Source organism: Paenibacillus anseongensis (assembly GCF_009757995.1).
In the GTDB taxonomy this organism is placed as follows: domain Bacteria; phylum Bacillota; class Bacilli; order Paenibacillales; family NBRC-103111; genus Paenibacillus_E; species Paenibacillus_E chondroitinus.
Genome location: NZ_WSEM01000034.1, coordinates 129,776 through 156,339, shown reverse-complemented (window position 1 = coordinate 156,339; position 26,564 = coordinate 129,776). Strand labels below are relative to the sequence as shown.

Sequence of the window (26,564 nt, the reverse complement as noted above, 5' to 3'; positions counted from 1 at the left end):
CTTAATAATGATCTCCGACATTTTTGGTGAGGGTCATATAGAGACCAACGACGATCGACAGAATGACGGCTGTAATAACGGCGAGCGCTGAAGAGTAACCATATTGGCTAACCATGTCCGCTGCACCATAGGAGAAGAAAAACTTAAAGGTGTAGGACATCACGACCTCCGTTGAACCGCCAGGCTGCCCATTGGTTAGAACCAAGACCAGATCGGACATTTTGATACTATTTACGATGAAGAGCATCATCACGACTTTCCCTGTAGAAGCAAGCATAGGCAGGGTAATGCGGCTAAACTTTTTCCATTTGGTTACGCCGTCGATGTCCGCACATTCGTAAATATCTTGTGGAATGTTCTGAAGACCCATGATAAAGAAGATCATGTTAACCCCAAACCCTTTCCAGACACTAGCGATAATAATGACAATATCAGCGAGCCATTTGTCTCCAAACCAATTAATGGGCGAATCGATCATGTTAACGGATCTCAGCAGTTGATTAACTGCGCCTTGAAATGGCTCGAACATTAAGAAGAAAACGATTCCGACAATGGCTGTACTGACGATGGTCGGAGAGAAAAAGATGGTTCGAAACACAGAATTGATTTTTTTATTACTGTTCAACACAACGGCAAGAAATAAGGCAAGAGGAATTTCAAGTACGAATTTGATAACAACAATAAACGATGTATTTAACAGGGAATGCCAATAGTTACTATCCCGCATAAACGCACGAATATAGTTGTCAAACCCAATGAACTTGGCTGTTGAAATGCCGTTGTAGTCAAACCATGACCATTGAATTAGCCATAACATGGGGTAAATGGTAAACAAGGCAAATCCAATGAGCATCGGAGCCAACATTAAGTAAGCTTGCATGTTATCTCTTTGATGAGGGGTGAAAACCTTTCTGGCCGTATTCCTGCGCTGCAGACTGTTCATGCGTGCGATGCCTTCTTTCTTGGAAATTGAAAGCATGGCAGGGCCATACTCTCAATTTTTTAGTCATGTGTCATTTAGACTTGGTGTTCCAGTCTTTGTTTACATATAAGCTAAGATCTAATCCACCTGCAACCGCCTTATCAAGAGCTGTGTTATAACGATTGGTTAAGTCGGTAAGCACTTTGGAGACGTCTGCATTTGCCGGTCCAGCGATCAGATTGATAATCGTATTTTGGTAGGGCTGGCCTTCAATGGTAATGACGCCATCGGGTGGAGTGGGCGCAAAATAAGAATTGGAGGTATTCCCAAATTCGGCTGTCCCCGCTTTTTTAAAGCTTGAAGGGGCTTGAGCTTGAATATCTTGTCTGGCAACAAAGTCGATTTCGTTATTTTGAATCGCTTTTAGCACTTCATCACTATGGAATAAGGCGTAGACCTTCATCGCTTTTTCAGGCATTTTTTTCGCGCTAGGTCCAATACAGAGCACATCCGCGATCTGAGCGTAGTTTTTATGTTTATCTGCTGGATTCAGAACAGGTGTATCGACGACGCCAAGTTCAAATTTGGTTCCGGTTTCTTTCCAAAACTTATCGAGTGAGGAGACATCCCAGTTTACGCCTGGCAGCATCCCGATTCTTCCGGCAGCGAATTGAGCCATCAGCGAATCGTTGTCCATACCTTCCCCGCCAGGGAAGATGCTTCCGTCGGCTTTCATTTGCAGTATTTTTTGGATATTATCTTTAAAATCCGTGAAAATGAATTTACCGGAAGCAAAGTCAAATCCCATATTGCCTACCGAGCTTGCAAATTGGGTAGCGAAGTACCATTTTCCGGAGGAAGCGGAATCTTTCAAGTGCACGCCGTATCCGTAAGCGCTGCCTTTATTGTCTTGCGTAATTTTTTTCGCATAGGCAACAACATCGTCCCAAGTCGCAGGAGGCTCCGTAAATCCTGATTTTTTCAGCAAGTCTTTGTTGTACATGAACTTCGTAGTCAACACTTTATAAGGAACGCTGTAGGATTTATCGTTAAACGTTGTGTATCCTTTAATTAAAATATCCTTATAAGTACTCAGAAATTCTTTGCCTCCGGGCAGATCGTCAATCGGGAGCATCCAGCCTGATTTAATGAAAGGTTCTTTGACCGTGCCGACAAATTTATACAGCTCCGGAGCTTGATCGGCTGCGAGGGCAACCTTTAACACGTCGTCGTAATTGCTTCCGTATACTTTGTATTCGATATTGATCCCGTCTTTTAAGCCTTGGCCTTTGTTGTAGCTATCAACAATAGGATCCATAATAGGTTTGTAAGAACCATCATTCGTCCATACCCTTATAGTTTCCATTTTTGTGCTGGATGCAGCTTCCGAGCTGCTGCTTGGTGAATTGCTCGTAGTAGGCGAACTGCTGCTGCAGCCGGCTAAAACAGTGGTAACGAATGTAGCGCAAAGGCATGCAAGACTAAGCCGGTATCGCGATTTCGAAAAGTTTGTTCTCAAATTGTAGCCCCCTTTGAGTTGTGTGAAGCGCTTTCGTATTTATGTTAGCAAGTTTATAAACGCAATAAAATATAAAAACTTGAGGGAAAAAGTTAAAAATGTTATGCAGTTGTATGCGCTCTCTTGTGGCTGTTTTCGTATTGTTGGTATACTGAAAGTGCACGGCGATTACTCGGAAAGGGGCCAGCACGAGTGGAAAATACGTATGAATATTCGTAATCGTTTGGTGTTGTATTTCCTTGCATCTATCTTAGTGCCTTCCGTCATTATTACGGTCATTGTGTACTTGGGTTCAACCGGTATTATTAATAAGAAAATGAGTGAATTGATTGAGAAAAACCTGGATTCAGCGCGACTAATCGTTCAAGAGAGGCTCGCATTTATCAATGAGATGACCACCTTAATTTCGTTAAACCCGATGATTCAAGAGGTGGTAGGCGAGAGCCCGACACAGGATTTATCCGATAATGTGAAACAGATTATTAAGCTGGATCGCGCATTGGACAGTTACTATTTGTCAAACTATTACGCCTCCCCGATTTCAGCAATCGTACCTACGATTTACTTAGTCAACCGGCCGGAATATCAAAAGTATGATATTTCTTCCAAGGTTCAAGATATTACGAAGATTGAAAATGAACCTTGGTATGTGAGCAGCCAAAGTAAAAATTTTGTCATCGAAGCTCGTCCTGATCAAGATCATATCATCGTGGCAAGACGGATATACAGTTTAAAGAACGCGGATAAATATGAATATGCAGCCTTGGTAAAAATTGAGCTGGAAAATAAATCAATCAACAGTGTGCTTGCAAACTACAAGCCCTCGCCAGAAAGTAAAATATGTATTCTGGACCCCAACAATCAAATTATTTTGAGCAGCGACTCGCTATCTGAGGTCGAAAAAAGCTTTATTCAGAAACTGAATGTGAGTGCGGGCCATTCACAAATTATGGATTCGGACGGGGGCAAAGTGCTCGTAACTTCCAAAATGATGGATAATATCGACTGGAGAATTGTGAATGTTACGAACTTAAGCGAAATTAATTCAGATCAGATTCGGCTGACGCGAATTGTTGTCGTTATCCTTGTAATTTGCATGACTACAGCGCTTCTAGCGGCATTCATTCTATCCCGTTATATCTCCAGCCCGATTACAAAGTTGGTTGCCTCTATGCGCACGGTAAAGGGGAATAATTTTGATATCAACCTTAAATATAACAAAAAAGATGAGTTCGGGTATCTGATACGGCAATATAAACAAATGATTGGCCAGATCAAAGATTTAATCGAGAAATTAACGATTAGCGACTTGAAGAAGCAGAACGCCGAACTGCTTGCCAAGGATGCTCAGCTTCGATTTCTGCAAGCTCAAATCAATCCGCATTTTTTATACAACACGTTAGATTCGATTAATATGTATGCCATCAAATATAATGCGCCGATCATTAGTAATATGATCCAATCACTCGCTAATTTCTATCGCTTTTCGCTAAGTAAAGGACGCTCAATGATCACGCTCGAAGAGGAAATCAACCATACGCATAGTTATTTAGAGATCCAATCCATGTCGTTCGGTTCAAAGCTGCGTTATGGCATTGATATACCACGCGAGCTGCGGAGAAGCAGAATTGTGAAATTAGTCATTCAACCTTTAGTAGAAAATTCAATCATCCACGGCTTTCATCCTGATAAGGGGGAATTGGAGATTACGATATCCGCCAAGCATGTGGGTGACAAAATTGTCATTGCCATCACGGATAACGGTGTTGGCGCCGAAGTCGAAGAACTTAATCAATTGCTAGAGTCAACGGAACCCCAAGACCACTCATTTGCTATTCGCAATGTCCATCGGCGGCTCCAAAGCACGTTCGGAGAAGCCTATGGGATTAGATATAGGCAAAATCAGACCGAAGGAATCACGGTCGAAGTTCTGATTCCCAAGAATTACACTTCGGAGGATAACGATGTTAACAGTAGTTCTAGCTGACGATGATTGCTTGGTCACTGAAATTCTAAACGATACAATTCCATGGCACGATCTGGGGATGCAGGTAGTTGGCATTGCCGATCATGGCAGGAAGGCACTGGACTTATGTCTGGAACTTCAACCGGATATTTTGGTAACGGATATACAGATGCCCTTTTGCAACGGGTTGGAAGTGGCAATGGAGCTTATGGAGCATGACATTCCAACGAAGATCATTCTAATAAGCGGAGTACAAGATTTTAACTATGCCAGATTGGCGCTGAATGTGAAAGCAACTGGTTACATTCTGAAGCCCATTCAGCTTAAAGAAGTAACATCCGTATTGAAAAAAGCGCGGGATACCATTGAAATGGAGTTCCAACGCGAACAGGTCATTCAGCGCCTCACGTCGCAGCTTTCAGAAAACATGTCTTTGATGCGAGATAAGTTTCTAACCAATCTTATATTTGATGGAATGGAAAGCAACGACGAACTGCAAGAACGTTTAGTGTATTTCGATTTACCGTTTCGAATCTCGGAAGATATCACCGTCGCGGTAGCTAAAATGGACGAGTACGAACAACGCGTGAGAAAAGAAGGTGTCGAGCGCGTACAGTTCTTTAACTTTTCGATTAAAAACATTATTGAACAAACATTAAATAACTTTCAAGCAGGCATCTGCTTTTCAACCAAAGATAATGAATTTGTCATCATTTTTGGCGAGGAGTACTGTTATGAAGATAAAATGACACAAATATTTGAGGGCATTGAACAGCTGCTAATTGATTTCGAAGGCATTTCGCTTTCTATTGGCATAGGGAATTGTGTGAGCGTCAAAACGGCTAATCTATCCTATCGTTGTGCTTGTAATGCTGTGAGCTATAAGTTTTATACCGGCAATAATTCTATTATTCATATTAATGATATTATCGACTCTAACACGATTGATAAAATGAGCGATTTGAATCATAATGCCCGATTAAATGAGCTGCAGAAGCTTTTGCTCGTAGAAATTAAACTGGGCGAATCTATCAAAACGATGGCATTATTTGAAGAATATTATTCGCTGCTCTCCAAAATAAATCAATTTTCCCAGGAATATATACGGGGCCGCTTTCTGGAATTAGTCATCGATGCTCACCGGGAAATCTGTGAAACGGAAGATGAAGTAGAGGAAGTTAACGCCACCTACATGATTTCTTTGCAAGCGATTATGAGGGGGGAGTCGATATCAGCAATCAAGCCGAATGCAAGCAAAATGCTGATCTGCATCGCCGACTACTACAGCGCAAAATACAACAAAAAGCATAACAACTTAGTTGAGCGCATCAAACGTTATGTGAATCGGAACTTTAAAGAAAATATTTCACTGGCAGAGATTGCAAGCGAAGTATTCATGTCCCCTACCTATATTTGTGCGGTGTTCAAACGAGAGACGGGACAAACGATAAATGAATATATCATAGAAATGAAGATGAATGACGCCAAAAAAATGTTAGCCAGCACCAAAATGAAGATTATGGATATTTCCGAAGATTTGGGATATGAAAACTCCCAATATTTTAGCTATTCCTTCAAAAAGTATTTAGGCGAAACGCCTCAGCAGTATAGAAACAGGTTTTCCCAGAAAGCATAATTTACCCAAAATTTCCAAATGCATTATTCACATTGAACTGAAGCAACAAGGTTGAATAGTCCGAAAAGCTGATTCGATTGGAAACTGCCCCCGACCACTTGATCATCAAAATGAGTCAAATAAAATGAGAGGGAAATTCCATTGGGAAGCACAAGCTGAACCCACTGATTTAAGCAAGCCTCATCTTGCTGTGCGTTTTGAATGGCAGTTCCGTTGCAGACTAAGGAGTGATAAGATTGGTGGGTTAAAAATCCTGATGCCATGTTAAAATTGGCATTCGTTACATATACATGTAAATTAGTCCCATCTGTTAATTGGATGGTCACCCATTTATTCATACACTGTAAAAGGTTTGCAATCCCTGGTCTGTTATCTTGATAGGACGGGAAGTTATTCCACATATGGTTATCTCCTTTGAAATGAGATCCTGCATTGCTTCCACCATATGCAATGGAGTGGGCGTTTGTGCACATAGGGGATTGATTTTTGAGTAGGCTGAAACGAATTTGTTTCAGCCTTTTTCGCCGCGGGTTCGCGCAGTCACCATGACGACAGTAAAAATACATCATTTTTTGTAAAGATAAATCATTACTATTCATTCATAATCGGGCTACAATAAATTCAAGAAAGAAAGCGCATTCGCGATGCGTGTGGCAAACTACAAGAGAAAGCAGGAGATGTGTATGAGCGTTGTTAATGAGCAGGTAGGATTAGGCATCCATACTTTGCGAAAGAAAAATCGCCTATTTCCAAAGCTAATGAAGCAGAAGTTTCTATTCTTGTTGCTAATCCCTGGCATGATCTACTTTCTGGTTTTTAAATATATTCCAATGTATGGAATTCTGATTGCTTTTAAAGACTATAGTCCGCAAGACGGCGTTTTTGGCAGCCCGTGGGTAGGTCTCAAGTATTTCCGTGAGATGGTTGAAATGAAATATTTTTGGACGGTTACGTTAAACACGCTGAAAATCAGCATCTTGAAGATTGCCATAGGATTTCCAGCACCTATTATTTTTGCTTTGCTGCTAAATGAGCTGGTTTCCAATAAATTCAAAAGAATCGTGCAAACGATTTCATATCTTCCGCATTTCCTTTCCTGGATTATCGTAGCAGGACTCATCTTTCAACTCGTTTCTCCCAGATACGGCTTATATGGATTAATTAGCGACGCGTTTGGTTGGCAGCCCCGCATTTTATTGGGTAATGCAGATTCGTTCCTGCAGATCCTACTGGTTTCTAACGTGTGGAAAGAAATTGGATATGGCAGTATCATTTATCTGGCTGCGATTGCCGGAATCAACTCGGATATGTACGAATCGGCCGTCATTGATGGTGCGGGCAAATTCAAGCAATGTATGTATATTACGATTCCAAGTATTTTGCCTACGATCTGTATGCTCTTCGTATTAGGACTGGGCGGTATTCTTGATGGCGGCTTCGACCAGATATTTAACCTTTACAATTCCATCGTCATGCCAACTGCGGATATTATCGATACCTTTGTGTACCGGGTAGGCTTGGTCGATATGCGATATAGTTTCTCAACAGCGGTTGGCATCGCCAAAAGTGTCATCGCACTCATCCTTGTCTTAACTTCGAATTGGATTGTTGGCAAGTTATCAAACTATACAGTCTTCTAATAAGGAAAGGAAAGAGTACGCATATGAAATTGAGTACAGGTGAAAGGATATTTAATGGTTTTAACATAGGTTTCATGTTATTTATCTGTTTAACGATTGTTTTTCCATTCGTACAGCAGGCTGTAATTTCAATTAGCCCTCCCAATGAATCCAGTACAATCGGGCTTCACTTATTTACCGGCAATCCAACTTTTGATGCTTATAAACAAATTTTTGCAACTGGTGCTTTGCTTGAATCCTATTACTGGACGATTCTACGTACGGTCTTGGGAACCCTGCTTACGGTTGTTGTCTCGGCAATGCTTGCCTATCCGTTATCCAAACGATATTTGTTAGGTAGAAAATGGTGGATGGGCCTCATTATATTTACGATGTTTTTTGGAGGTGGATTAATTCCGACCTATTTACTGGTCAAAGAGCTGCACATGCTCAATACCATCTGGTCCTTGGTTATCCCAGGCTTATGCAGTGCTTATACCATTGTGATTATTAGGAATTTTTTCACTTCCTTGCCTGTTGAGGTAGAAGAGAGCGCATACATTGATGGAGCAAACGATTTTTCTATCTTCTTCACGATTGTTTTGCCTTTATCTACGCCGATCATTGCCACTGTGACGTTATGGTCTATGGTTGGCCAATGGAATTCGTGGTTTGACGCCATGATTTATATCTCCAACGGTGAGATCAAAGTTTTGCAAATTATTTTAAGGGATGTCCTTAATAATGCGCAGGATGCAGCGCTGGCCAATGTCATGGGGATTGAGAATGTCGATATGTCCGGTCAGCGATATACGGCCGAATCCGTGAAGGCAGCTATCTTGCTGGTCACTACCATCCCGATCATCTTGGTGTATCCCTTCTTGCAGAAGTATTTTGTTAAGGGAATTATGATCGGTGCTGTGAAAGGGTAATACAGGTTTCAATGGCTAGTCCAAATACATGATGAAAGCAAAGGGGAAATTGTCGATGAAAGTTGTCAAAAGCGTTTCTGCTTCACTTGTTTTGACCACAGCTGCGGTTGCTGTTCTTGCGGGTTGTACCTCCTCTACCAATGAAACGAAAGCAGGTACCACGGAAAAGCCGTCCATCAACATCTTTACGACAAGAATTCAGCCTAATCCCAATTCAGAAGTTATTAAGCAGCTGAATGAAAAGCTTGGCGTTGATCTGAAAATCACAGCTGTGCCCGATGCAGATTATGACACGAAGCTGAATTTGTTCGTTGCATCAGGCGAGATGCCGGATGTGTATGGCGGCTATATTACAAGCAGCAAAGCGCTGTTTGATTCGGCTGCAACTTTGACGGAGGACGAAGTCAAGCAATACGCGCCCAACATCTATGCGTCATTTGTTAGCAGAGTCGGCAGTCAAAAAAGCCACATCCTCGATCTATGGTCGAGAGATGGCAAGCTGAAGGGCTTTAACAACGGGGCACTCGGCAACTCCTTGCCTTATGGCGTCGCCATTCGTTCCGACATTTTGCAAGCACTTGGGGTGAGCATGCCCAAAACGATTGCCGATTGGGATACCGTGCTCAAAAAGTATAAGGAAAAATATCCGAACAATTATCCGATTACGGTTCAAAACGGCGGAGAAGCGCAGGCGATGTATTACTTCTTGTCCGCTTATGGTGTACGGCGTGATGCTTGGATTTATAAAGATAACCAAATTCAATATGCACCCTTCATGCCAGGTATGAGAGAAGCGCTAATTCAGCTTAACAAATGGTATAAGGCCGGCTATATCAATCCGGAGTACTACACGATGTATCAGAATACATCGGCGCCTATCGACGAATTTGTCAATAACAACGCGCTCTTTTACCAATATTACAATACGACGCTCCAGATCAACCCGCCTTTTGATGAAGGAAGTATCGGTGCCAAGCTAACAGCCAAATATCCGAATGCGAAGCTGGAATGGGCGCCATTCCCGACGTCTGGAGACGGTGGCAAGGCGATTGTCGCCAACGCGCCGATGTTTACCAATATCGTCTTCTTTAATAAGAAGCTGGAGAAAGATCGCGACAAGCTGCATAAAATTATGACGGCTTGGGATACCATTTTTGGCGATGCGGAGACGTTTACACTGGCTAAGTATGGATTGAAAGATACGCACTATACGCTTGTTAATGATTCGCCTGTAACCAAACAGGAATTCTCGACGAATGAGGCCAAAGCCAAAGAAGGATTCGGCTGGCCGTTTATGGGCGCTTTTGACGCCACGGATGATGTGAATGCGAAAGTGCTTCCTGCTTTTATCAAAGAGAACAGACAGAAGCTGCTGTTTGACGACAATGGGCTGTACAGCAAGAAAAAGGTGGATTACCTCGTGACGACGGATAAACCGACGGTAGAAGGCCCGATTACCACGGAATCCGGCGAGAATCTGGATGGCAAGAACCAAACGTATGCGACACAATGGAACACCATGTTCACATCGGTTATCGTTGGCGAGAAGACAATTAATGATTTCGACGCTTTTATTGCGGATTGGAAAAAACAGCTCGGCGATGAGTTAGTCAAGAACGCGAACAGACTGTATAACAAAAAGTAAGGAGAATTAACAGGCTATGCTGAATGAAAAACAGACAGAGCGCATGCTCGGGAAGCTCAAGCGATTCGAGAAAACGATAGAGCCTTACATTTTCACCAAAGTAGACACATTGGATGTAGAGATTTACCGGACTCCAGAAAGATTGCATCGTATACCGGAGAGCCATTTGTTCGTCCAGGCCAGTTCAGGGGAAGTGTGGGGCGGTGAAGGGAATTATTGTTGGCTGAAAGGAACCTACAAGGTCAAGCAAGAGCTGGATCAGATGACTTTGTTCCTGAAACCGCATGTTGGAGGACATGAGACGCTTCTCTGGGTAAACGGATCGCCTTCAGGAACATTTACATTAAGCCATGGGAATCACTACTGCGATTTGCTGAAGTCGAATGTGCAAGGCGGTGAACGCATCGAGATTGCGCTGGAGTCTTATGCGGGCCATTTCTCAGCAGCTAGCCAGCCGTTGGCGGAATCTCCGCGCTCTGACTTCCTGCACAAGTATGAATCCGTCGACATTTGTGTGAAAAACCATCAGATGGCCGATTTTTACTTCGACCTGAAAACCTTTAATCAAATGGCTGGCGCGTTGGATAAACATAGTTTTGTTAGGGCAAATATCATTAAAACGTTAACGCAAATCCATGAAATTCTCTATTATTCCCCTGATAATATTGAGACCAGCATATTTGTGGAGGCCGTTGCGCAATCCAGCAAGCTCATTAAAACATTATATCAATACAAGAATACTTCTCTGGCTCCGATTGCAGCGGTCATTGGGCATTCGCATATGGATACGGCATGGCGTTGGACGATTGAAGAAACCGTTAAAAAGTGTGCGCGTACGTATGCCAATCAGATTAGTTTAATGGAGCAGTATCCGGAGTACAAATTTGTACAAAGTTCCGCTTATCATGGAAAAATGATGTTGGAGCACTATCCCGAGTTGTTTGAAAAAATCAAAGCTGCGGTTAAAGACGGCAGATATGAACCGAATGGCGCCGTATGGATTGAATGCGACGGCAATCTGGTCGGCGGGGAAATGATGCTGCGCCAGTTCGTATGGGGGCAGCGATTTACTCGGGAGCATTTCGACTATACGTCAAATTGCTTTTGGCTGCCGGATACGTTCGGCTACAGTCCTTCCATTCCTCAGATTATGAAGGGGTGCGGGGTCGACTATTTCCTGACGACCAAGATGTCGTGGAACGACACGAACAAGTTTCCGTACGATACCTTTTATTGGCAGGGACTGGATGGGACGAGAGTGTTAACGCATCTAAATAAAACCCACCTGTGGCCGGATCCGGAAACTTGCATCGACTCCGTGATAGACGGTCACCGCTCCAAAGATGCCATCACGGATAAAAGGGTGTCCAACATGCGTCTATTAGCCTATGGTTATGGCGATGGTGGCGGTGGTCCGCAATTCGAAATGATTGAAATGGCGCGCAGATGCAGCGATTTGGAAGGCTGCCCAAGAGTCGAGACGATGTTCGTTGGCGATTTCATGCAAATATTGGAGCAGTCCCTTACAAGCCCTCCCGTCTATGCGGGTGAGTTGTATCTCGAGCTTCATCGGGGAACGCTGACGAATCAACATACGATCAAACGTAATAACCGCTTGTCCGAAATTCGTCTGCATGACTTGGAATATCTCACGGTTAGAGATGCGGTGAATCGTGATGTGATATGTCGGGATACCGATATCAGGCCGCTTGTGGAGACGCTATTGATCAACCAATTTCATGATATTTTACCGGGAACATCCATTCCTGACGTACATGACCGGAGTATCTCGGAAACGACGTACATCATTCAGCAAGCGGATCAATTAATTCAACATGTTGTGCCTGTTGAACCTGTAGACAACAAAGTTTCGGTTGTTAACACCCTAGCATTCGATCGCACCGATACGATCTATTTGGATGCTTTGGATGGCTGTGTGATCCAAGGGGATTATGCTCAGCAGCGCGTAACCGATTTGTGGGGCCGCAAGCAGCTCGCTGTCGCGGGTGTAACGATCAAAGCCTTATCCTCTGCGGTGCTGGAGCGGGTGGAAGGCGAATTGAAGGAAGGCTCCTGCTTCCATTATGGGAACCATACGCTGGATACGCCATTCTATAAAGTGGTTTTCGACGAAAAGAGTTATATTAAATCGATGATTGATAAGGGTTTGAATAGGGAGCTTAGAGGAGACGGCTACGCTCTGAATACGATGCTGATGGCGGAGGATGTGCCGACCGCTTGGGACAGTTGGGACATTGATGCGGATATTGAGCTGAAGTTCAAAGATAACGCTGAACTGCTCTCAAGTGAAATCGTATCGGATGGGCTCGTGGAATTTAGAATCCGCAATCACTATAAACTGACCGCCAAATCGAGCTTGCAGCAGGACGTCATTTTCTACAGCGACAGCAAGCAAGTGAAGTTCGAGACATTGATGAATTGGCAGGACGATCACAGATTGCTCAAGACCGTATTTGATACGAGTGTATTTGCTGATTTTGTAAGACAGGAACTCCAATTCGGTTACATCAAGCGGCCAACGACCCGGAATACGGATATTGAAAAAGCCAAGTTCGAGGTGTGCAATCATAAATACACCGATTTGTCCGAAACCAGGTACGGCGTTGCCCTATTAAACGACTGTAAATACGGGATATCCGTCCACCAATCCCAGCTTGGACTCACGCTTCATAAAGGCGGCTGCCGGCCGGATTTCAGGGGAGATAAGGGCGAACACAGCTGCTCTTATGCGTTCCTGCCGCATGACAGCGGATTTGATGCCGATTCCGTCATCAAGCCCGCTTATGCATTCAATTATAAGCCGATTCTCGTTCCGGGCGTATGCAGCTTTGAATCTTTTATTCGCGTGAGCGAACCGAATATTATGATTGAAACGATCAAGCCGTGCGAGGATAACGATAAGGCTTATATCATCAGGATGTATGAGGCAGAGGGGACTTATACCAACTCGACTCTGACGTTTGCGAATGGTATGGTCAAGGCTGCTGTAACCAACATGTTGGAAGAAGACACGGAGAAGCTGGAAACGAAGAACGTGATCGCGCTTAGTTTCAAGCCATTTGAAATTAAAACAGTCAAGATCAGCTATTAATGTGAAGCGACTCGAAAAAAATCTGCCGGAGTTGCACGGCAGATTTTTTTTATCATTCTCGTCCATCCATAAATTGTTTTGGGCTTTTGCCGGTCAATTTCTTGAACGTTCGGCTGAAATGCTCAGGGGAGGTGTAGCCTACTTTTTCACAAATTTCATAGATTTTCAGGTTGGATGATTTGATAAATTCAATTGCCTTGGTGATGCGAGTATGGGCCAAATAATCGGTGAAAGTGGTGTCGCGTTTCTCTGAAAACAGGCGGCTAAGATAGCTGCTGTTAATGTTGAACTTGTTGGCAACGGATTGCAGGCTAATATCGTGCATATAGTTTTCTTCCACATAATGTTTCACCTGATTGATCATGGAATTCTCGCCGTTGTGGGCCTTTACGACGGCGATTACGGAGGATAGCCATTTGTTGAGCGAGTCCAAATCGCCGTAAAACTTCAAATGCTCCTCGTACTTATTGCTTAACTCGCGCAGCTCGCCATAGAGCCCGTTCTGCATCGCGAAGTCCATGAGGACAAAATGATATTTCATGTAGAGCTCTTTGATAGCTCGAATATGGCTGGCACTTACGTTTTGAGGCGGAATGATAACACTTTGGATTTCCGGTTTGCGCTTATCAAATAGGATGGCACTCAGCTGCTCTTTTAAGATGGAGACTTGCTGCCGGCTGTCGATCGCCAGTGGCCCCGTTTCTTCGAACTGCACGGTATAAGGAATGATAGAACCGTTTCCTGCAACAAAACAATAATCGACGGACATTCTCGCCTCATGAAGGAGCTGCGGAAGCGAGAAGAAATCGAAAGAAACACGGCTAACTCCAAGATTGATCCGGAACCCGCTTGGGCGAAATGCACCAAAGGCGCGCCTTACATGCTGCAGGATGCTGGACTCGGATTCCTGCGGGGCATAGAGCGTAAGAATCAAATACTCGAATGGCGACGTCTGAATGATTTCAACCTGCGCTTGACGGCTGAAAGCCAGGATCTGCTCGTTAGGTGAGAGGCATTCCGAGATGGCCTTTTTCATGGATGCTTCAGGTGTAGAAACATGTGCATCAAGCTTGTTCAATCTCAGCAGAAGCAAGGTCATGCGCCTTTTATCATTATTGCCCATCAATTCCTTCAAGGTGCTGATATCGTTTGTTGTCAGATTTTCCGCTGCAAGCCGGCTTAATAGTGTTTCTTTCATCAATTCTTTGCTGGAGACCGCCGGCAATTTCGGGTGATCGTTCAATCGCAGATTGGACAGCGTATGATGGATATGGTCTTCCGTCATTTCAGACTTTAATAAATAATCTTTGGCGCCAAGAAGAAAGGCTTCTTTCACCAAATGAAATTCATTAAAAGCGCTGATCACAAGAAAAGTAATATGTTCTCTAATCGCCAATGTATTTTTGATCAACTGAAGTCCGTCCATGACTGGCATTCTTAAATCCGTAATCACCAGGTCTACGTGGTTGCCTTGCTTTATCCAATCATAAGCATCCTGACCGTTAAAGAACTCGCCCGCCAGATGAAGTGACAGGTCATCCCAATGGATCATGTTCTTAAGCATCTGTCTTACGTAAGGCTCATCGTCAACAATAATGGCATTCATGGTTGGTTGGTACCTCCTTCGCTAATGAAATGGGCTTGGGCATCTTCTATATTTTCTAGCACGGGAAGAATAATTTTGACATTTGTGAAGAAACCGGCTTCACTCTCGATCTCGATGCCATAGGGTTCCCCATATTGGAGCCTGATTCTTTTATGGATATTAACGAAGCCTATGCGCAGTGAATCTGAAGAAATCGTTGATGGATGAACGAGCAGATTGTCTACGATTTGGCTGGCGATACCAATCCCGTTATCGCGAACGGCAAGAATCAGGGTCGTGCTATTTTTCAGAAAGGAAGAAAGGGTAATGTTGGCTTTGACGCCCGTGTTCAAATTGTGATTCAAGCCATGCATGATAGAGTTTTCTACTATGGGCTGTAGAATCATATGCGGTACTAGCAAATGCGTAGTTTGCTCTTCTATCTGGTACTCGACGTTTAATTGATGATCGTATCTCAGCTGCTGCAAAGAGATGTAGTCCTTAATATTCTGAATTTCCTCTCTTAATGCAATCACGTTACTAGGATGACTGAGGGTATTTCTGAGCAGACGGCTTAACGTAACCAGCATCGTGGCTGTAATTTCATCCTTATGTTTCATTGCGGAAAAGCGTATGGAATTAATGGTGTTGTATAGGAAATGCGGGTTGATCTGATATTTAAGCATATCAATTTCGGATTTGCGTTTTTGGCGTTCGATGTCAATCGTTTGTCTGAATAAGTGGTCGATACGGTCCACCATTTGATTGAATCCGCTTGCAATTTCGCTGATTTCGTTTTTGGAATTGGGGATAACGGTCATTTTCACATTCATTTCTCCGACCTTTTTCATCGCATTGGCCAGACGTTTGATAGGAAGCAGAATCTCATTAGAAATAATAAATGAAAACAGAAACATGAGGATTAGCAAGGCAGCTGCAAGAATGGTGGAAAAAAGAATGATGGCCGAAGACGCTTCCGTTACATGGCTTGAAGATGACAATTGAACGATGCGCCAATTCGTAACGTTCGATATGTCTTGTAAAATGAAAAATTTATCGATGTACGTGATGTTATTCGGGTCTTGATCGAGTGGGAGTTTTTGGGTCATTAAAGCAGTTTGCTGATCGCTAATGGGGAGAGCATAATCGTTTCCGGCAATGATCGTATTGTCAGTATCCAATACGCGAATGATGCTGTCAGCAAATCGAAGCTTATTGTTTAAGAGATCGTTCATTTTCTGCTGATTAACCAAAAGGATAACCTGGCAAAGGATTTCGGACGGATTATTGCCCATAATGTTATAAATGTTTTTGGTGATGACCGAATAGGTGCCTTCGAAAGAGTCGAAGGGAGTGGGCTGATTGCTAAACCAACGCATGGCGGGACTGGCTTCGGTGCTGGCAATGATGGGATTATGCTTGAATTCATTCGTAACGGAGACAAAAGATTTGTAGCTGTAGACTACGCGTCCGTCGATCATAACCATGGCAGCAGAAATGACATCATCCGTTGCAAACAAGCTCTTAAATTGCGGATCAAGGTTCGTCGTGACGGTGTATTTGGCATGTTGAATATCCCCTTGCTTGATATCACTTAACGCAGGGAGAACGAAATTATAGAACGTGGACGAATTCGAAAGAATGTCCATATACTTCTGAAATCGGATATACAGTGCGTCGAGCGAAGCCTGACTTTGCCGCATATCAAATGAAATGGTGTTGACCAACTCTTTTTGAGCGTTGGTTTTGATGGTGTAGTACGAGTAATAGGAAAGCGCCAAAAGCGGAATGACGGCAAGGAAAAGATAATATAAAAAGAATTGATTTTGAATTTTTGTTTTCATTGGAATCAACCCCATCGATAATTTCTATACCCAATGTACAACGTATTTCTTTATTCGTAAAGGAGCTCAGTATTGAGATTTTAAACATAGGAGGAAGATGAGAAATGGGAAAAATGACAAAGAAACAGCATCCGTATTTATATTTTGATCAAAATTGGGTTGCGTATTTTCGGGTTCAACTGCAAGAAGATGAGAACCTGCGGAGGGAATGGCAGGCTTATGTGGCCAAGGCGGATGGTCTTCTGGAAAATTCTTTTACAGATGAAGTTGAAGCTGACGGGGTGGATTCCCAGCATGGCAAGTATGGGCCGCCGAGCGAGCAAGTGGCCAAGATGGGCACCATGCTTGGGTTAGTGTATCAGGTAACGGGGCAGCGGCATTATGCAGAAAAACTAAAGGAAGCGCTCCTTCATTACAGCACCTATCAGAAATGGCACGGTAAAGGCTTGCTGAAGAACGATCCACCTTGGCATTCGGAGTTAAATACATCCCGATTCTGTCATGGTTTTGCCGTCGGCTACGACTGCATCTACGAGTTGCTGAGCACGGAAGAGCGTGAGACGATTCGCCGGTCCTTGCTCAATCTTGGCGTTTTGCCGACATTGAAGGATTGGGTATTTGCCGATACCCGTATTCATACGCTTGATTCCATGGGCCATAATTGGTGGGCTGTGATGATTGGACTGGCGGGAGTCGGCGTGCTTTCCGTCATGGAAGAGGAACCTGAAGCGAGCGTTTGGCTCAATGAAATCATTCGCATTTTCCCTGAATACTTTTTGTACAAAGGCAGTGTTCTTGGCAGTAAAAGTTTGAATTACGACGAAGCTGGGGCATTCTACGAAAGTCTCAACTATGCCGATTATGGCCTGTATGAATATCTGGTCTTCAGGTTGGCTTATCAACATGCTTTTGGGTATACGGATATTTCCGATATCCCTGATCTCGCGAAGGCTGGAGACTTCTTCCTGCATACGACATACCCGGCCTCCGAACGGCCGCTGACCGTTAATTTCGGTGACGGCTATATGTATACAGGTGCCGTGCACGCTGCAAAGATGTTGCTGGCGACCGGGCTCGACGATCCACGTTTGCGCTGGTATTTAAAAGAATGGCAAGCGGAGTATGGATTTTATGATTTTATCCAGCAGGATCGTATTTGGCAGGGGGAGTCGAGTCCACCATCTTCTGCAGAGACATCCATAATCTACGAGGGTATCGGCTGGGCGACGATGCGCGATGGTTGGGAGAAGGACGGCACGTTGCTGGCGGTGAAGTCTGGCTTTACCTGGAATCATTGCCATGCGGATGCGGGTTCTTTTGTTCTATATCATAAAGGGCGGCCTCTCTTGATTGACTCCGGCAACTGCTCTTACGAGAGACCTGAATATGTTGATTATTATGTACAGAGTGAAGCGCATAATGTTGTGCTGTTTAACGGTGAAGGGCAACTGCGGTCAGATATGCCCCGTGGCGTGAAGGAGCCTGGACATGTGTATCATTTGGTGGATCACGCCGGTCTCCGTTATGTGTACGCTGACGCAACCGGACCTATGTCGATGCATTTCTCAAGAAATTTCCGTCATTTTCTCTGGGGCGATGGTGTCATCGTCATCTTGGACGACATTCGGGCGCACGAGAAAGGCCATTTGCAATGGCTGCTTCACTTTGAAGGGGAAACCTGCATGGTGGAAAACGGTCCATTGCGTATCACGAACGGTGATGCCAGTGTGATCGTTAAGCATCTATTCCCGCAGCAACTGACTCTGAAGCAAAAGGAAGGCATGGCGGATCATGCTCCTGATACAAAGGTGACTTATTTGTCATACGAAACCTGCGAGTCCGTTCATGAGGCTAAATTTATAACGGCTGTAATCCCCATGGAACCGGAGCAGCCGCTTCCCGAAGTGACCGCCCTGGAGGGACATGAAATGCTTGGTGTGCGCATCCGATCAGGCGGCAAGCAAACGGATATCTATTGGAATCTGCGGGCAGATGGCCGAGTCATGCATCAGAATTGCATCCGCAAATTGAATGGATGGGAGACGGATGCTTATCTGATCGCCGTAACTCGACCTGAGGGTGCGGATGAGGACGATTGGACGAATATCGAGCGCTGTTTCATCGGGTATGGGAGCGTTCTTCGCCATAGCGGACATACGCTATTTGCTTCGATGTCCAGAGCGACGGTTTGCTTGGAACTAAGCGCTGAGGAGGTTTCGGTTTCCCTGCAAGGCCAACCTTGCATTCGGGCAGAGATACGGCCTGCCATCATGCCGCAGCGCTCAACGGCTATGGGGTGTGCCGAGGTGGTCTCCGAAGACGACGGAGTCATTGTCATTCGTCAATCGACCGCTTTGGCGACGCGACGTCCGGGTTAATAACAACAGTAAAAATGCATCAATTTTTGTAAAGAAACATCATTTAATTAAGCTTATGAGAGCGATATAGTAAATAAAGGAAGTGAATGTAAGCGATTTCCTGAAGGGTCGAAAGGGGGGATAAAGTGATGGATCCATAATCCGAACGAAGAAGCGAAAGGGAAGATTGAAGAGCGTTCCTATAATCGAAACAGGAGGTAAATGGCATGAAGGCAAAAAAACTAATGGCTGTTCTCTTATCCATCATGTTGATACTGCCCATCATGATGATACAACCAGGTTCAGCTACGGCTGCTAAAGACATTATGGATAACTACATTGTACAAAAAATTATGGATAAAAGGGAGCTTAAGCCCTATACGTTAACCAATCCTACTCGGTATGGATTTGGATCGGGCTATATCAACACGATTGATTTCGATGTGTCGTCAGTAGCTCCAGCCAATCTAGCCGTGAGTTTGCAGCTCTATGTCGAGAATAATGATCATCCCGGCAATATCAATGATTTGATGAAAACAATCGGCGGCAACGGCCGATTTGAAGTGTCGGATAATCAAATCGGTGGGCATTACTTAATGTATAACTCCAAGGATTTGAAAAGAGCAGACGGCACCGAGATCCAGCCGGGGTGGAATGACGTGTTGCTTCCATTTTCAGCGATGGGCAATGTTGCAGCAGTCGACCTGGCTCACATCCGGTTTTTCCGTTTAGAGTATTTTAACTTCACTGTTAAGCCAGACGCTTATGTCATCCGGATGAAAGACGTGAATATCGTGGATATGTCCCGTCCGGCCGATCCGGTGCCACCGGTGCAATACGACACCACACCTCTGGTAGCTAATATCCCCTTCACCAAGACGTTCAACATTACCGGTGGCGGCAGTGCCGGAACTCCTACAGCCTCTTTTGCTGTCCAATTTCCACCAATTGACGCTTCACACCATGATATCAGAAAAGTTAAATTGGTCATGGATACCGAGATCGAAAACCTGACTCATCCTGGTAATATTACGGTGATGTCACAAGCTGCAGGCCAAGTTGAGCTTACGAGCAGCGGCCACAATGACGCCAATGAACTAGCCTTCAGTGTCGGATCGCTGAACTGGCAAAACGGCCAATCGAGCGCTTCCGCTATGTTGACTACCGGTGGCGCGACAGGCGGTACCATTGATTATTCAAACATCAACTATATGCGCTTCTATATGACGAATTGGCCGGCTACCTTTACCGACAATTTGGTGCTCAAAATTTCGAATGTCCGCTTAATTGATACGACCAATGACACGACACTGCCCACCTTTTTCAACGACGGCATGTTGTTCCAGCAGAAGAAGCCCATGAATATATGGGGTTATTCGGATGAGGGGAAGAATATAAAAGTTGAATTGTTTAAAGGTAATGAGACTACAGCTCTTGAAACGAAGACGGCCGTTGCTGCTGCTAACAGAAGATGGGATGTTGCATTATCCCCCCGGGTCGGCAGCTATGACAGCTACAAAATTGTTGTTAGCGAAGGCAACACTGTCATTCAGACCATCAAAGATGTTGCCATAGGTGAATTATGGCTCGCGGGCGGTCAGTCCAATATGGCTCTAAACGTGGGTTCGGCGATGACAGGCGCTTCCGAAGTAGCTAACGCTAATAACCATAACATCCGTTTCTTCCTGGTTCCGGCTTACCCAGCGGGGCAAACGGGTGATCAGCCAATTGATCCAACGCCGGATATTGCCGGAGCGTATTGGGGCGCAGGCGATAGAGGCACCGAAGTCAACAAAGTTTCTGCCGCCGCCTATTTCATGGCAAAAAGTTTGCAGCCGAAGCTGAACGTTCCTGTGGGCGTGATCAGTGATGCAACCGGCGGTACCATCATTGAAGCTTGGCTGCCCCGCACGGCTATTGAAGGCGACGCAGAAGTAAAAGCCGCTCTGATGAAACGTGGTCTGTACTATGATGCCGACTGGTGGCCGACAGAAGCCAATAAAATGTCCATTTTGTACAATCAGAAAATCGGTCCTCTTGCCGGAACCAACATAGCTGGTACGATCTGGTATCAGGGGGAAAGCAACTCCAACCGCAGCGAAATCTATGATATCGAATTAAATCTGTTGAAAAAGAGCTGGAGCGAAGCGTTTGGTTTTGCAAACAACACCATGCCTTTTATCGAAGCTCAGGTTGCCCCGGACCAGTACGATAATGGTAGTACCAATCCGCAGCATCTCGGTTGGCTGGCTGAGAGTATGACCAAATCCTATTTGGCCAACGCTGACAAGAATATGACGCTGTTTCCGATCTACGATGTTCCGTTGACTCATGTGTTGAACGGGACTTCACCTGGCGCGATTCATCCACGTACGAAAGAACAGGTTGGCCAGCGCTTCGCAGATAGTGCCATGAGTTTGGTATATGGCGCCAACGACCTGAAATCGGCTCCGATCTATAAAAGTATGACCGTTTCAGGCAATACCATCAACCTCACCTTTGACAATGTCGGGGAAGGCCTTAAATCCTATAACGGCATCTCCCTTCATGGCTTCAGCATAGCAGGTGCAGACCATGTATATGTGACCGCCAACGCTGAAGTTATAGGTCCGAACACCGTTAAGGTTTGGAGCAATATGGTCTCTGATCCGAAGGACGTCATTTACGCGTTTGACAATTTCAATAACAATGCCAATCTAGTCGGTGCCGCCAAAGGGAATTATTATATTCCGGTCAGCCCCTTCCGTACTACGGCATATGCAGATAGCACCAGTGCTCCAGACCCGAGCGTCACCTATTATACGGAGCAAGGCTGGATGTACGCAGACAAAGACGAGTGGGTCGTCGACCAAAACGATACTACGATTAATTTCTTCGGATTCCATCCGTCTTGGAAGTCAGGTACTGTGAGCACCACCTCAGCGGTTACTTACGGTTATTCTCCTGCTTTGAAGCTGGAAGGTGCTTCGGCATTGCAGGTCAACTATACCGGTTCTGCTGGTAAAGTGATCGGTATCAGCCCGATACTGACCTATGACAGCCTGAAATTTAAAGCCGGCAATTACAACTATGTATCAGTCAATGTCCTTAATGTAAATGAAAACGCTGCCAAACTGGCCCTGCAATTCGTGAGTGGCGGCAAGACGTATACGGCAGCTGTTGCCGAAACGGGCTTATATGAAAAAAGCCTTGCCAAAGACAACAAATATACGACTGTCACCTTTAATCTGCGCAAATTGTTTGACGGAACCCAAGTTGTAACCGATACCAAATCTTTGCTCAATGCCATTACCGATATGCAGTTCACCTTCACGGGTGTAACCGATGGCAGCCTGTATCTCGATAAAGTCATGGTTGGTACTAGTGCCGGCGTAAAGACCGATGCCGAGCTAACTGCTGCTAACCCAGCGTTTAATGCTGCTGCGATGCGGACGCAGCTGCAAGCAACCTTTGTTGCAGATACCAGCCCATACACCGCTGCCTCCTTGGTTGCTTACAATGCCGCAAAAACGGCTGCAGACGCCTTGATTCAGGGAAACAGCACCGATATTGTCAAACTGGGTCAGGCTATCGACAATGTCATTACGGCAAAAAGCGCTTTGGTTGTTAAGCCTGTCAGCAAAGATGAACTGCTCGCCGAGATGAACAAAAAGCCGGCAGATTCCACTTCGTACATCACAGCTTCCTGGGATGCTTATATGACGAAATGGAATGCGGCTAAATCCGTGTACGACAACAATAATGCCACTGACGACCAGATAGTTACCGCTACAACGGAGTTGGCAGCCGCATTTGGCAGCCTGGAAACCTCCTCGACTTTGCTTGTATTCGGCGATCCTGTCGTGGAACAAGGTGTAGCCTTTACGAAATACAACGGTAATCCTTCTTCCGAAGCGCAAACTTTCGTTGAAGAGTATAAAGGAGATACGGTTGGGCGCATTAATGCTCAAAAATATCTGTATGGTACTTTGAGTGCAGACTCTTCCCTTCGAGGTGCTGAAGATGTTATTTTTACCATTCAGTATTATGATGTCGGGACACAGAAACCTTTTCTAGAGTTGGGTCAAAAATCAACTGGAAACGCTTATAATAACAGGCACTTTATACAGCTCTATAATACGGGCGATCTGGTAACCCTGAAAATTTATGTGACCGATGCCCAAATGAGGAAAGCGCAAAATGGCGGTGCTGATTTCCGGATATTAGCTGCCGGTGGAGATTTTTATGTAAAAAGTATACGCGTGGAGAGTGGCAAGGAACCTGCCATTGATGAAACCCTTCCACCTGTATTTGCCGGGGAAACGGCAAGTAATAATATGATCGGAAAAACGGTTGCCGGATATCAGATGTGGTTTACTGCCAATGATACCAATTCGGGTTGGGTTCATTGGAACTCGGGAACGAAACCTGGCGTTGGCCAGCTTAAATTTGAAAATTGGCCCGATGTAAGGGAGTATCCCGACACTGCTCTATTCCCTACCAATTTCGATAACCTGGAAACCGGCGAACAAGCCAAGTTGTTTACATCCAAGAATAAAGATGTGGTTGACTTGCATGTTTCTTGGTTACGTGATTATGGCATAGACGGGTTAGCGGTTCAGCGGTTTTATAGTTCAACAGAAGTGACAGAAAGTCCTATAAAAAATAATATAAACCTGGTTCAGGATGCAGCTGAAAAGTATAACAAACTATTTTATGTCATGTATGATTTGTCAGGATCTGGAAGTGTAGGAGAAGCTGCTGTAGACAGAATCAAAAAAGATTGGGTATACAATATAGAAAGAAAAGGTATTGTAAGCTCAACCAGTTATGCCTATGCAAAAGGAAAACCGGTCGTTTGCTTATGGGGTCTTGCGGGAGATAACCCGTCCAGATATCCGAGTGCAAGTAATGCGCTCACACTTATTCATTGGTTCCAAGACAGAGGTTATTATGTGATCGGAGGGCTGCCTGATAATACATGGGCATCGGTAACCAATGATTATGCTGCGGTATATCAGTCCCTTAATATGGCATCTCCGTGGACAGTAGGACGGTTTAATGGCTCAGAGGACGCCAAAGCTTGGTGGGAGCAGACTGACCAACGATTGGAAAGAGAGATGGCGTATTGCGAGCAATACGGAATTGACTTCCAACCTGTTATTTTTCCAGGATTTGCTTGGTCGAATCTGAGAAATGGTGTGAATTCGGCGCCGAATGAGATAGGCAGAGAAAGCGGAGATTTCATGTGGACGCAGGCGGCGCTTTTAAGAGAACATGGTCTAAGGACATCGTATATTGCCATGTTTGATGAATTTGATGAGGGTACATCCATCATTAAGGGCGCTGAAGATTCCTACGAGATCCCGAAAGGCGAGCAGTATTTGTATACACAAGCATCTGAAGGTACATGGCTTTCTTCCGATTTTTACTTGCGGCTGACGGGAGCTATTGCCGATATGAATAAACATGACATTACGGAAGGCAATCCTGTTAGCTATGAGGTGCCGATTGAGGATTCGTTGGGTCCTGTGTATTGGCGGAACGGTTTTGAGAAACGCTTTGCTGCGGGCGGGGAACTTACGAACGTTGACGTAGGTATTTACAATCCCGGTGATGAAAATGAGCGCGGGAATCCAAAAATTTTGAAGCGTCAGCATTCGGATCCCGCTTTAGACGCTTTTGCCATCGCGAAAGATGCCTTTCATAGAGGCGCGTATTCCTTCCGATTTAGCGGAAAATCGGAAAACGGGACCGATAATACTCAACTTTATGCGCGAATTGCGCCAACAAAAATAAAAGTTGAAAACAATTTGGAGCTTTCTTACTATATCCGGGCAGAAAACGACTTAGGTCGGCATGCTTTCATTGATCTATTGTTTGACGACGGTACTCATTTAAGCGACAAGGTTGGATTTACTGGCAAAAGCGCAAAAGGCGCCGTAGGCCAATGGGAAAAAATCGCTTATCATTTAGATACTTCCTTTATAGGCAAGACGATCGTAGCGGTTATCGCCGCATACGATCACACGGGAGATGGCGTTTATACGGCTTACATGGATGACATAACGATTCAAAACGAAGTGCCAACAACAACACCGATACTTAGTCAAGCAATACTTGCGGTTAATGCGACATCACTTCAAGTAGGTGCAGCAGCGTCAGCGGTGGTAACAGGTATGCTTAACAATGCAGCACCTGCGGATCTTACCGTAGCCACAGTTACGTACGGATCAAGCAACAGCGCGGTAGTATCGGTTGATATGCGGGGGCATATCACGGCGGTAGCCGAAGGTACTGCTCAAATTACAGCTGAGGTGACGCTGGATGGTGTAACCGTGCAGACCAATGCTGTGACGATCACAGTGGCGAAGCCGCTGCCAACAACGCCGGTCCTGAGTCAAGCGACGCTCGCGGTTAATGCGACATCACTTCAAGTAGGTGCAGCAGCGTCAGCGGTGGTGACGGGTACGCTTAACAATGCAGCACCTGCGGATCTTACCGTAGCCACAGTAACGTACGGATCAAGCAACAGCGCGGTAGTATCGGTTGATATGCGGGGGCATATCACCGCGGTAGCTGAAGGTACTGCTCAAATTACAGCTGGTGTTACTCTGAATGGCGTATCCGTGCAGACCAATCCTGTTACAATCACAGTGGTGAAGGCGGTGTCTTCAGGGGTTCCAGGTATGCCAGTCTTATCATCTAACAGCGGTGAAGCTACGGGATTGAGTGATGGCAGCTACACCGTAACCATGAATATGTGGTGGGGCAATAACGGTACTTTATTTAAATTGTATGAAAATGGTACCCTCATCTCTACCCAATCGTTGAAGGATGCAGCTCCCGCTGCACAAGTGGCCAAGGTTGATGTGCATGGCAAAGCGAACGGCACTTATACGTACACGAGCGAGCTCATCAGCCAGTTCGGTACAACAACGAGCAATCCGCTTGTTGTCACCATCTCGAACGCATCGCCGGGCAAACCGGTGCTCTCCCAAGATAATTGGGATGGAGACGGAACCTTTCATGTTGCTATGAACATGTGGTGGGGAACGAATGCGACCGAATACCGTTTATACGAAAATGGTGTGTTGCTCGAAACGAAATCACTGCAAGCCGCTACGCCTGGTGCTCAAAGTGCGGTGAGTGCAATTGCCGGACGTGGAGTTGGTACATACGAGTACCGGAGTGAATTGGTCAATGCGGGCGGAGTAACCTCCAGTGACGTGCTTACGGTACGAGTAGAGAAATAAATGAAGGCCTTATGCATTCGATGGGAGTGCATAGGGCCTTCTTTTGTTCGAGAGGTTGAATTAACACTATTTCATTCGTTACTAAATGCTAAGCTTAGTAATTATTTATAAATAATTTTATAGCTAACTTTTTATATCTTAATTTGTTGAATATCTGAGATCAGCTTACACTGTTTATGGCTGAAGTGTAGC

14 protein-coding genes are annotated in these 26,564 nt (G+C 44.9%); 9 read left to right on the top strand and 5 right to left on the bottom strand.

Translation table 11 applies throughout. The features are described from left to right. Position 1: 1 nt before the first annotated feature. Together GON05_RS31875 and GON05_RS31870 are read right to left on the bottom strand one after the other, a co-directional pair. The gene (locus GON05_RS31875; RefSeq protein ID WP_220138848.1) at positions 2–979 is read right to left on the bottom strand and encodes a carbohydrate ABC transporter permease; all 978 of its coding nucleotides are present in this window, start codon (positions 977–979) and stop codon (positions 2–4) included. 34 nt (positions 980–1,013) lie between these two features. Continuing rightward, a complete protein-coding gene (locus GON05_RS31870) occupies positions 1,014–2,288 on the bottom strand; it encodes an ABC transporter substrate-binding protein (protein ID WP_157325104.1) in 1,275 nt (424 codons plus the stop codon). A gap of 4 nt (positions 2,289–2,292) precedes the next feature. Here GON05_RS31870 and GON05_RS31865 point away from each other — a divergent pair, with 4 nt between their 5' ends. The 3 genes from GON05_RS31865 (at position 2,293) to GON05_RS31855 (ending at position 6,043) form a co-directional block, all read left to right on the top strand. Further along, positions 2,293–2,448 (top strand): hypothetical protein, encoded by a 156-nt coding sequence (locus GON05_RS31865; RefSeq protein ID WP_157325102.1) that lies wholly within the window; start codon positions 2,293–2,295, stop codon positions 2,446–2,448. 198 nt (positions 2,449–2,646) lie between these two features. After that, positions 2,647–4,428, top strand: coding sequence for a cache domain-containing sensor histidine kinase (locus tag GON05_RS31860; RefSeq protein WP_181646300.1), 1,782 nt, complete (start codon positions 2,647–2,649; stop codon positions 4,426–4,428). Beyond that, positions 4,406–6,043 (top strand): AraC family transcriptional regulator, encoded by a 1,638-nt coding sequence (locus GON05_RS31855; RefSeq protein ID WP_157325098.1) that lies wholly within the window; start codon positions 4,406–4,408, stop codon positions 6,041–6,043. The genes GON05_RS31860 and GON05_RS31855 overlap by 23 nt, the downstream gene beginning before the upstream one ends. A 23-nt stretch (positions 6,044–6,066) precedes the next feature. Here the strand turns inward: GON05_RS31855 and GON05_RS31850 are convergent, their stop codons facing one another. Then, a complete protein-coding gene (locus tag GON05_RS31850) occupies positions 6,067–6,642 on the bottom strand; it encodes a hypothetical protein (protein WP_157325096.1) in 576 nt (191 codons plus the stop codon). Positions 6,643–6,726: 84 nt separating this feature from the next. Here GON05_RS31850 and GON05_RS31845 point away from each other — a divergent pair, with 84 nt between their 5' ends. From GON05_RS31845 to GON05_RS31830, 4 genes are all read left to right on the top strand, one after another. Further along, positions 6,727–7,683, top strand: a complete 957-nt coding sequence (locus tag GON05_RS31845; protein WP_157325095.1) for an ABC transporter permease — start codon at positions 6,727–6,729, stop codon at positions 7,681–7,683. Positions 7,684–7,757: 74 nt separating this feature from the next. Further along, positions 7,758–8,594: a carbohydrate ABC transporter permease gene (locus tag GON05_RS31840; RefSeq protein WP_221435286.1), complete on the top strand. Its 837-nt coding sequence runs from the start codon at positions 7,758–7,760 to the stop codon at positions 8,592–8,594. 55 nt (positions 8,595–8,649) lie between these two features. After that, positions 8,650–10,239, top strand: coding sequence for a type 2 periplasmic-binding domain-containing protein (locus GON05_RS31835; RefSeq protein ID WP_181646298.1), 1,590 nt, complete (start codon positions 8,650–8,652; stop codon positions 10,237–10,239). A gap of 16 nt (positions 10,240–10,255) precedes the next feature. Then, positions 10,256–13,351 (top strand): alpha-mannosidase, encoded by a 3,096-nt coding sequence (locus GON05_RS31830; RefSeq protein ID WP_220138846.1) that lies wholly within the window; start codon positions 10,256–10,258, stop codon positions 13,349–13,351. 52 nt (positions 13,352–13,403) lie between these two features. Here the strand turns inward: GON05_RS31830 and GON05_RS31825 are convergent, their stop codons facing one another. Both GON05_RS31825 and GON05_RS31820 read right to left on the bottom strand, forming a co-directional pair. Further along, positions 13,404–14,957 carry a response regulator transcription factor gene (locus tag GON05_RS31825; RefSeq protein ID WP_157325090.1) on the bottom strand — a complete coding sequence of 518 codons (1,554 nt, stop codon included), beginning with the start codon at positions 14,955–14,957 and terminating at the stop codon, positions 13,404–13,406. After that, on the bottom strand, positions 14,954–16,780 hold the full coding sequence (locus GON05_RS31820) for a sensor histidine kinase (RefSeq protein WP_181646297.1): 1,827 nt from the start codon (positions 16,778–16,780) through the stop codon (positions 14,954–14,956). Before GON05_RS31820 ends, GON05_RS31825 begins: the two co-directional genes overlap by 4 nt. A gap of 104 nt (positions 16,781–16,884) precedes the next feature. Between GON05_RS31820 and GON05_RS31815 the strand changes: the two genes are divergently transcribed. Then, complete coding sequence (locus GON05_RS31815) at positions 16,885–19,158, top strand: heparinase II/III domain-containing protein (RefSeq protein WP_157325086.1); 2,274 nt, start codon at positions 16,885–16,887, stop codon at positions 19,156–19,158. Positions 19,159–19,364: 206 nt separating this feature from the next. Further along, the gene (locus GON05_RS31810) at positions 19,365–26,372 is read left to right on the top strand and encodes a sialate O-acetylesterase (protein ID WP_157325084.1); all 7,008 of its coding nucleotides are present in this window, start codon (positions 19,365–19,367) and stop codon (positions 26,370–26,372) included. The last annotated feature ends 192 nt before the right edge of the window (positions 26,373–26,564 follow it).

Coding starts and splice junctions, on each gene's coding strand:
- GON05_RS31845 (WP_157325095.1), top strand. CDS start 6,727: ATGAGCGTTGTTAATGAGCAGGTAGGATTAGGCATCCATACTTTGCGA.
- GON05_RS31850 (WP_157325096.1), bottom strand. CDS start 6,642: ATGAATAGTAATGATTTATCTTTACAAAAAATGATGTATTTTTACTGT.
- GON05_RS31830 (WP_220138846.1), top strand. CDS start 10,256: ATGCTGAATGAAAAACAGACAGAGCGCATGCTCGGGAAGCTCAAGCGA.
- GON05_RS31875 (WP_220138848.1), bottom strand. CDS start 979: ATGCTTTCAATTTCCAAGAAAGAAGGCATCGCACGCATGAACAGTCTG.
- GON05_RS31870 (WP_157325104.1), bottom strand. CDS start 2,288: ATGGAAACTATAAGGGTATGGACGAATGATGGTTCTTACAAACCTATT.
- GON05_RS31825 (WP_157325090.1), bottom strand. CDS start 14,957: ATGAATGCCATTATTGTTGACGATGAGCCTTACGTAAGACAGATGCTT.
- GON05_RS31860 (WP_181646300.1), top strand. CDS start 2,647: ATGAATATTCGTAATCGTTTGGTGTTGTATTTCCTTGCATCTATCTTA.
- GON05_RS31820 (WP_181646297.1), bottom strand. CDS start 16,780: ATGAAAACAAAAATTCAAAATCAATTCTTTTTATATTATCTTTTCCTT.
- GON05_RS31835 (WP_181646298.1), top strand. CDS start 8,650: ATGAAAGTTGTCAAAAGCGTTTCTGCTTCACTTGTTTTGACCACAGCT.
- GON05_RS31815 (WP_157325086.1), top strand. CDS start 16,885: ATGGGAAAAATGACAAAGAAACAGCATCCGTATTTATATTTTGATCAA.
- GON05_RS31855 (WP_157325098.1), top strand. CDS start 4,406: ATGTTAACAGTAGTTCTAGCTGACGATGATTGCTTGGTCACTGAAATT.
- GON05_RS31810 (WP_157325084.1), top strand. CDS start 19,365: ATGAAGGCAAAAAAACTAATGGCTGTTCTCTTATCCATCATGTTGATA.
- GON05_RS31840 (WP_221435286.1), top strand. CDS start 7,758: ATGTTATTTATCTGTTTAACGATTGTTTTTCCATTCGTACAGCAGGCT.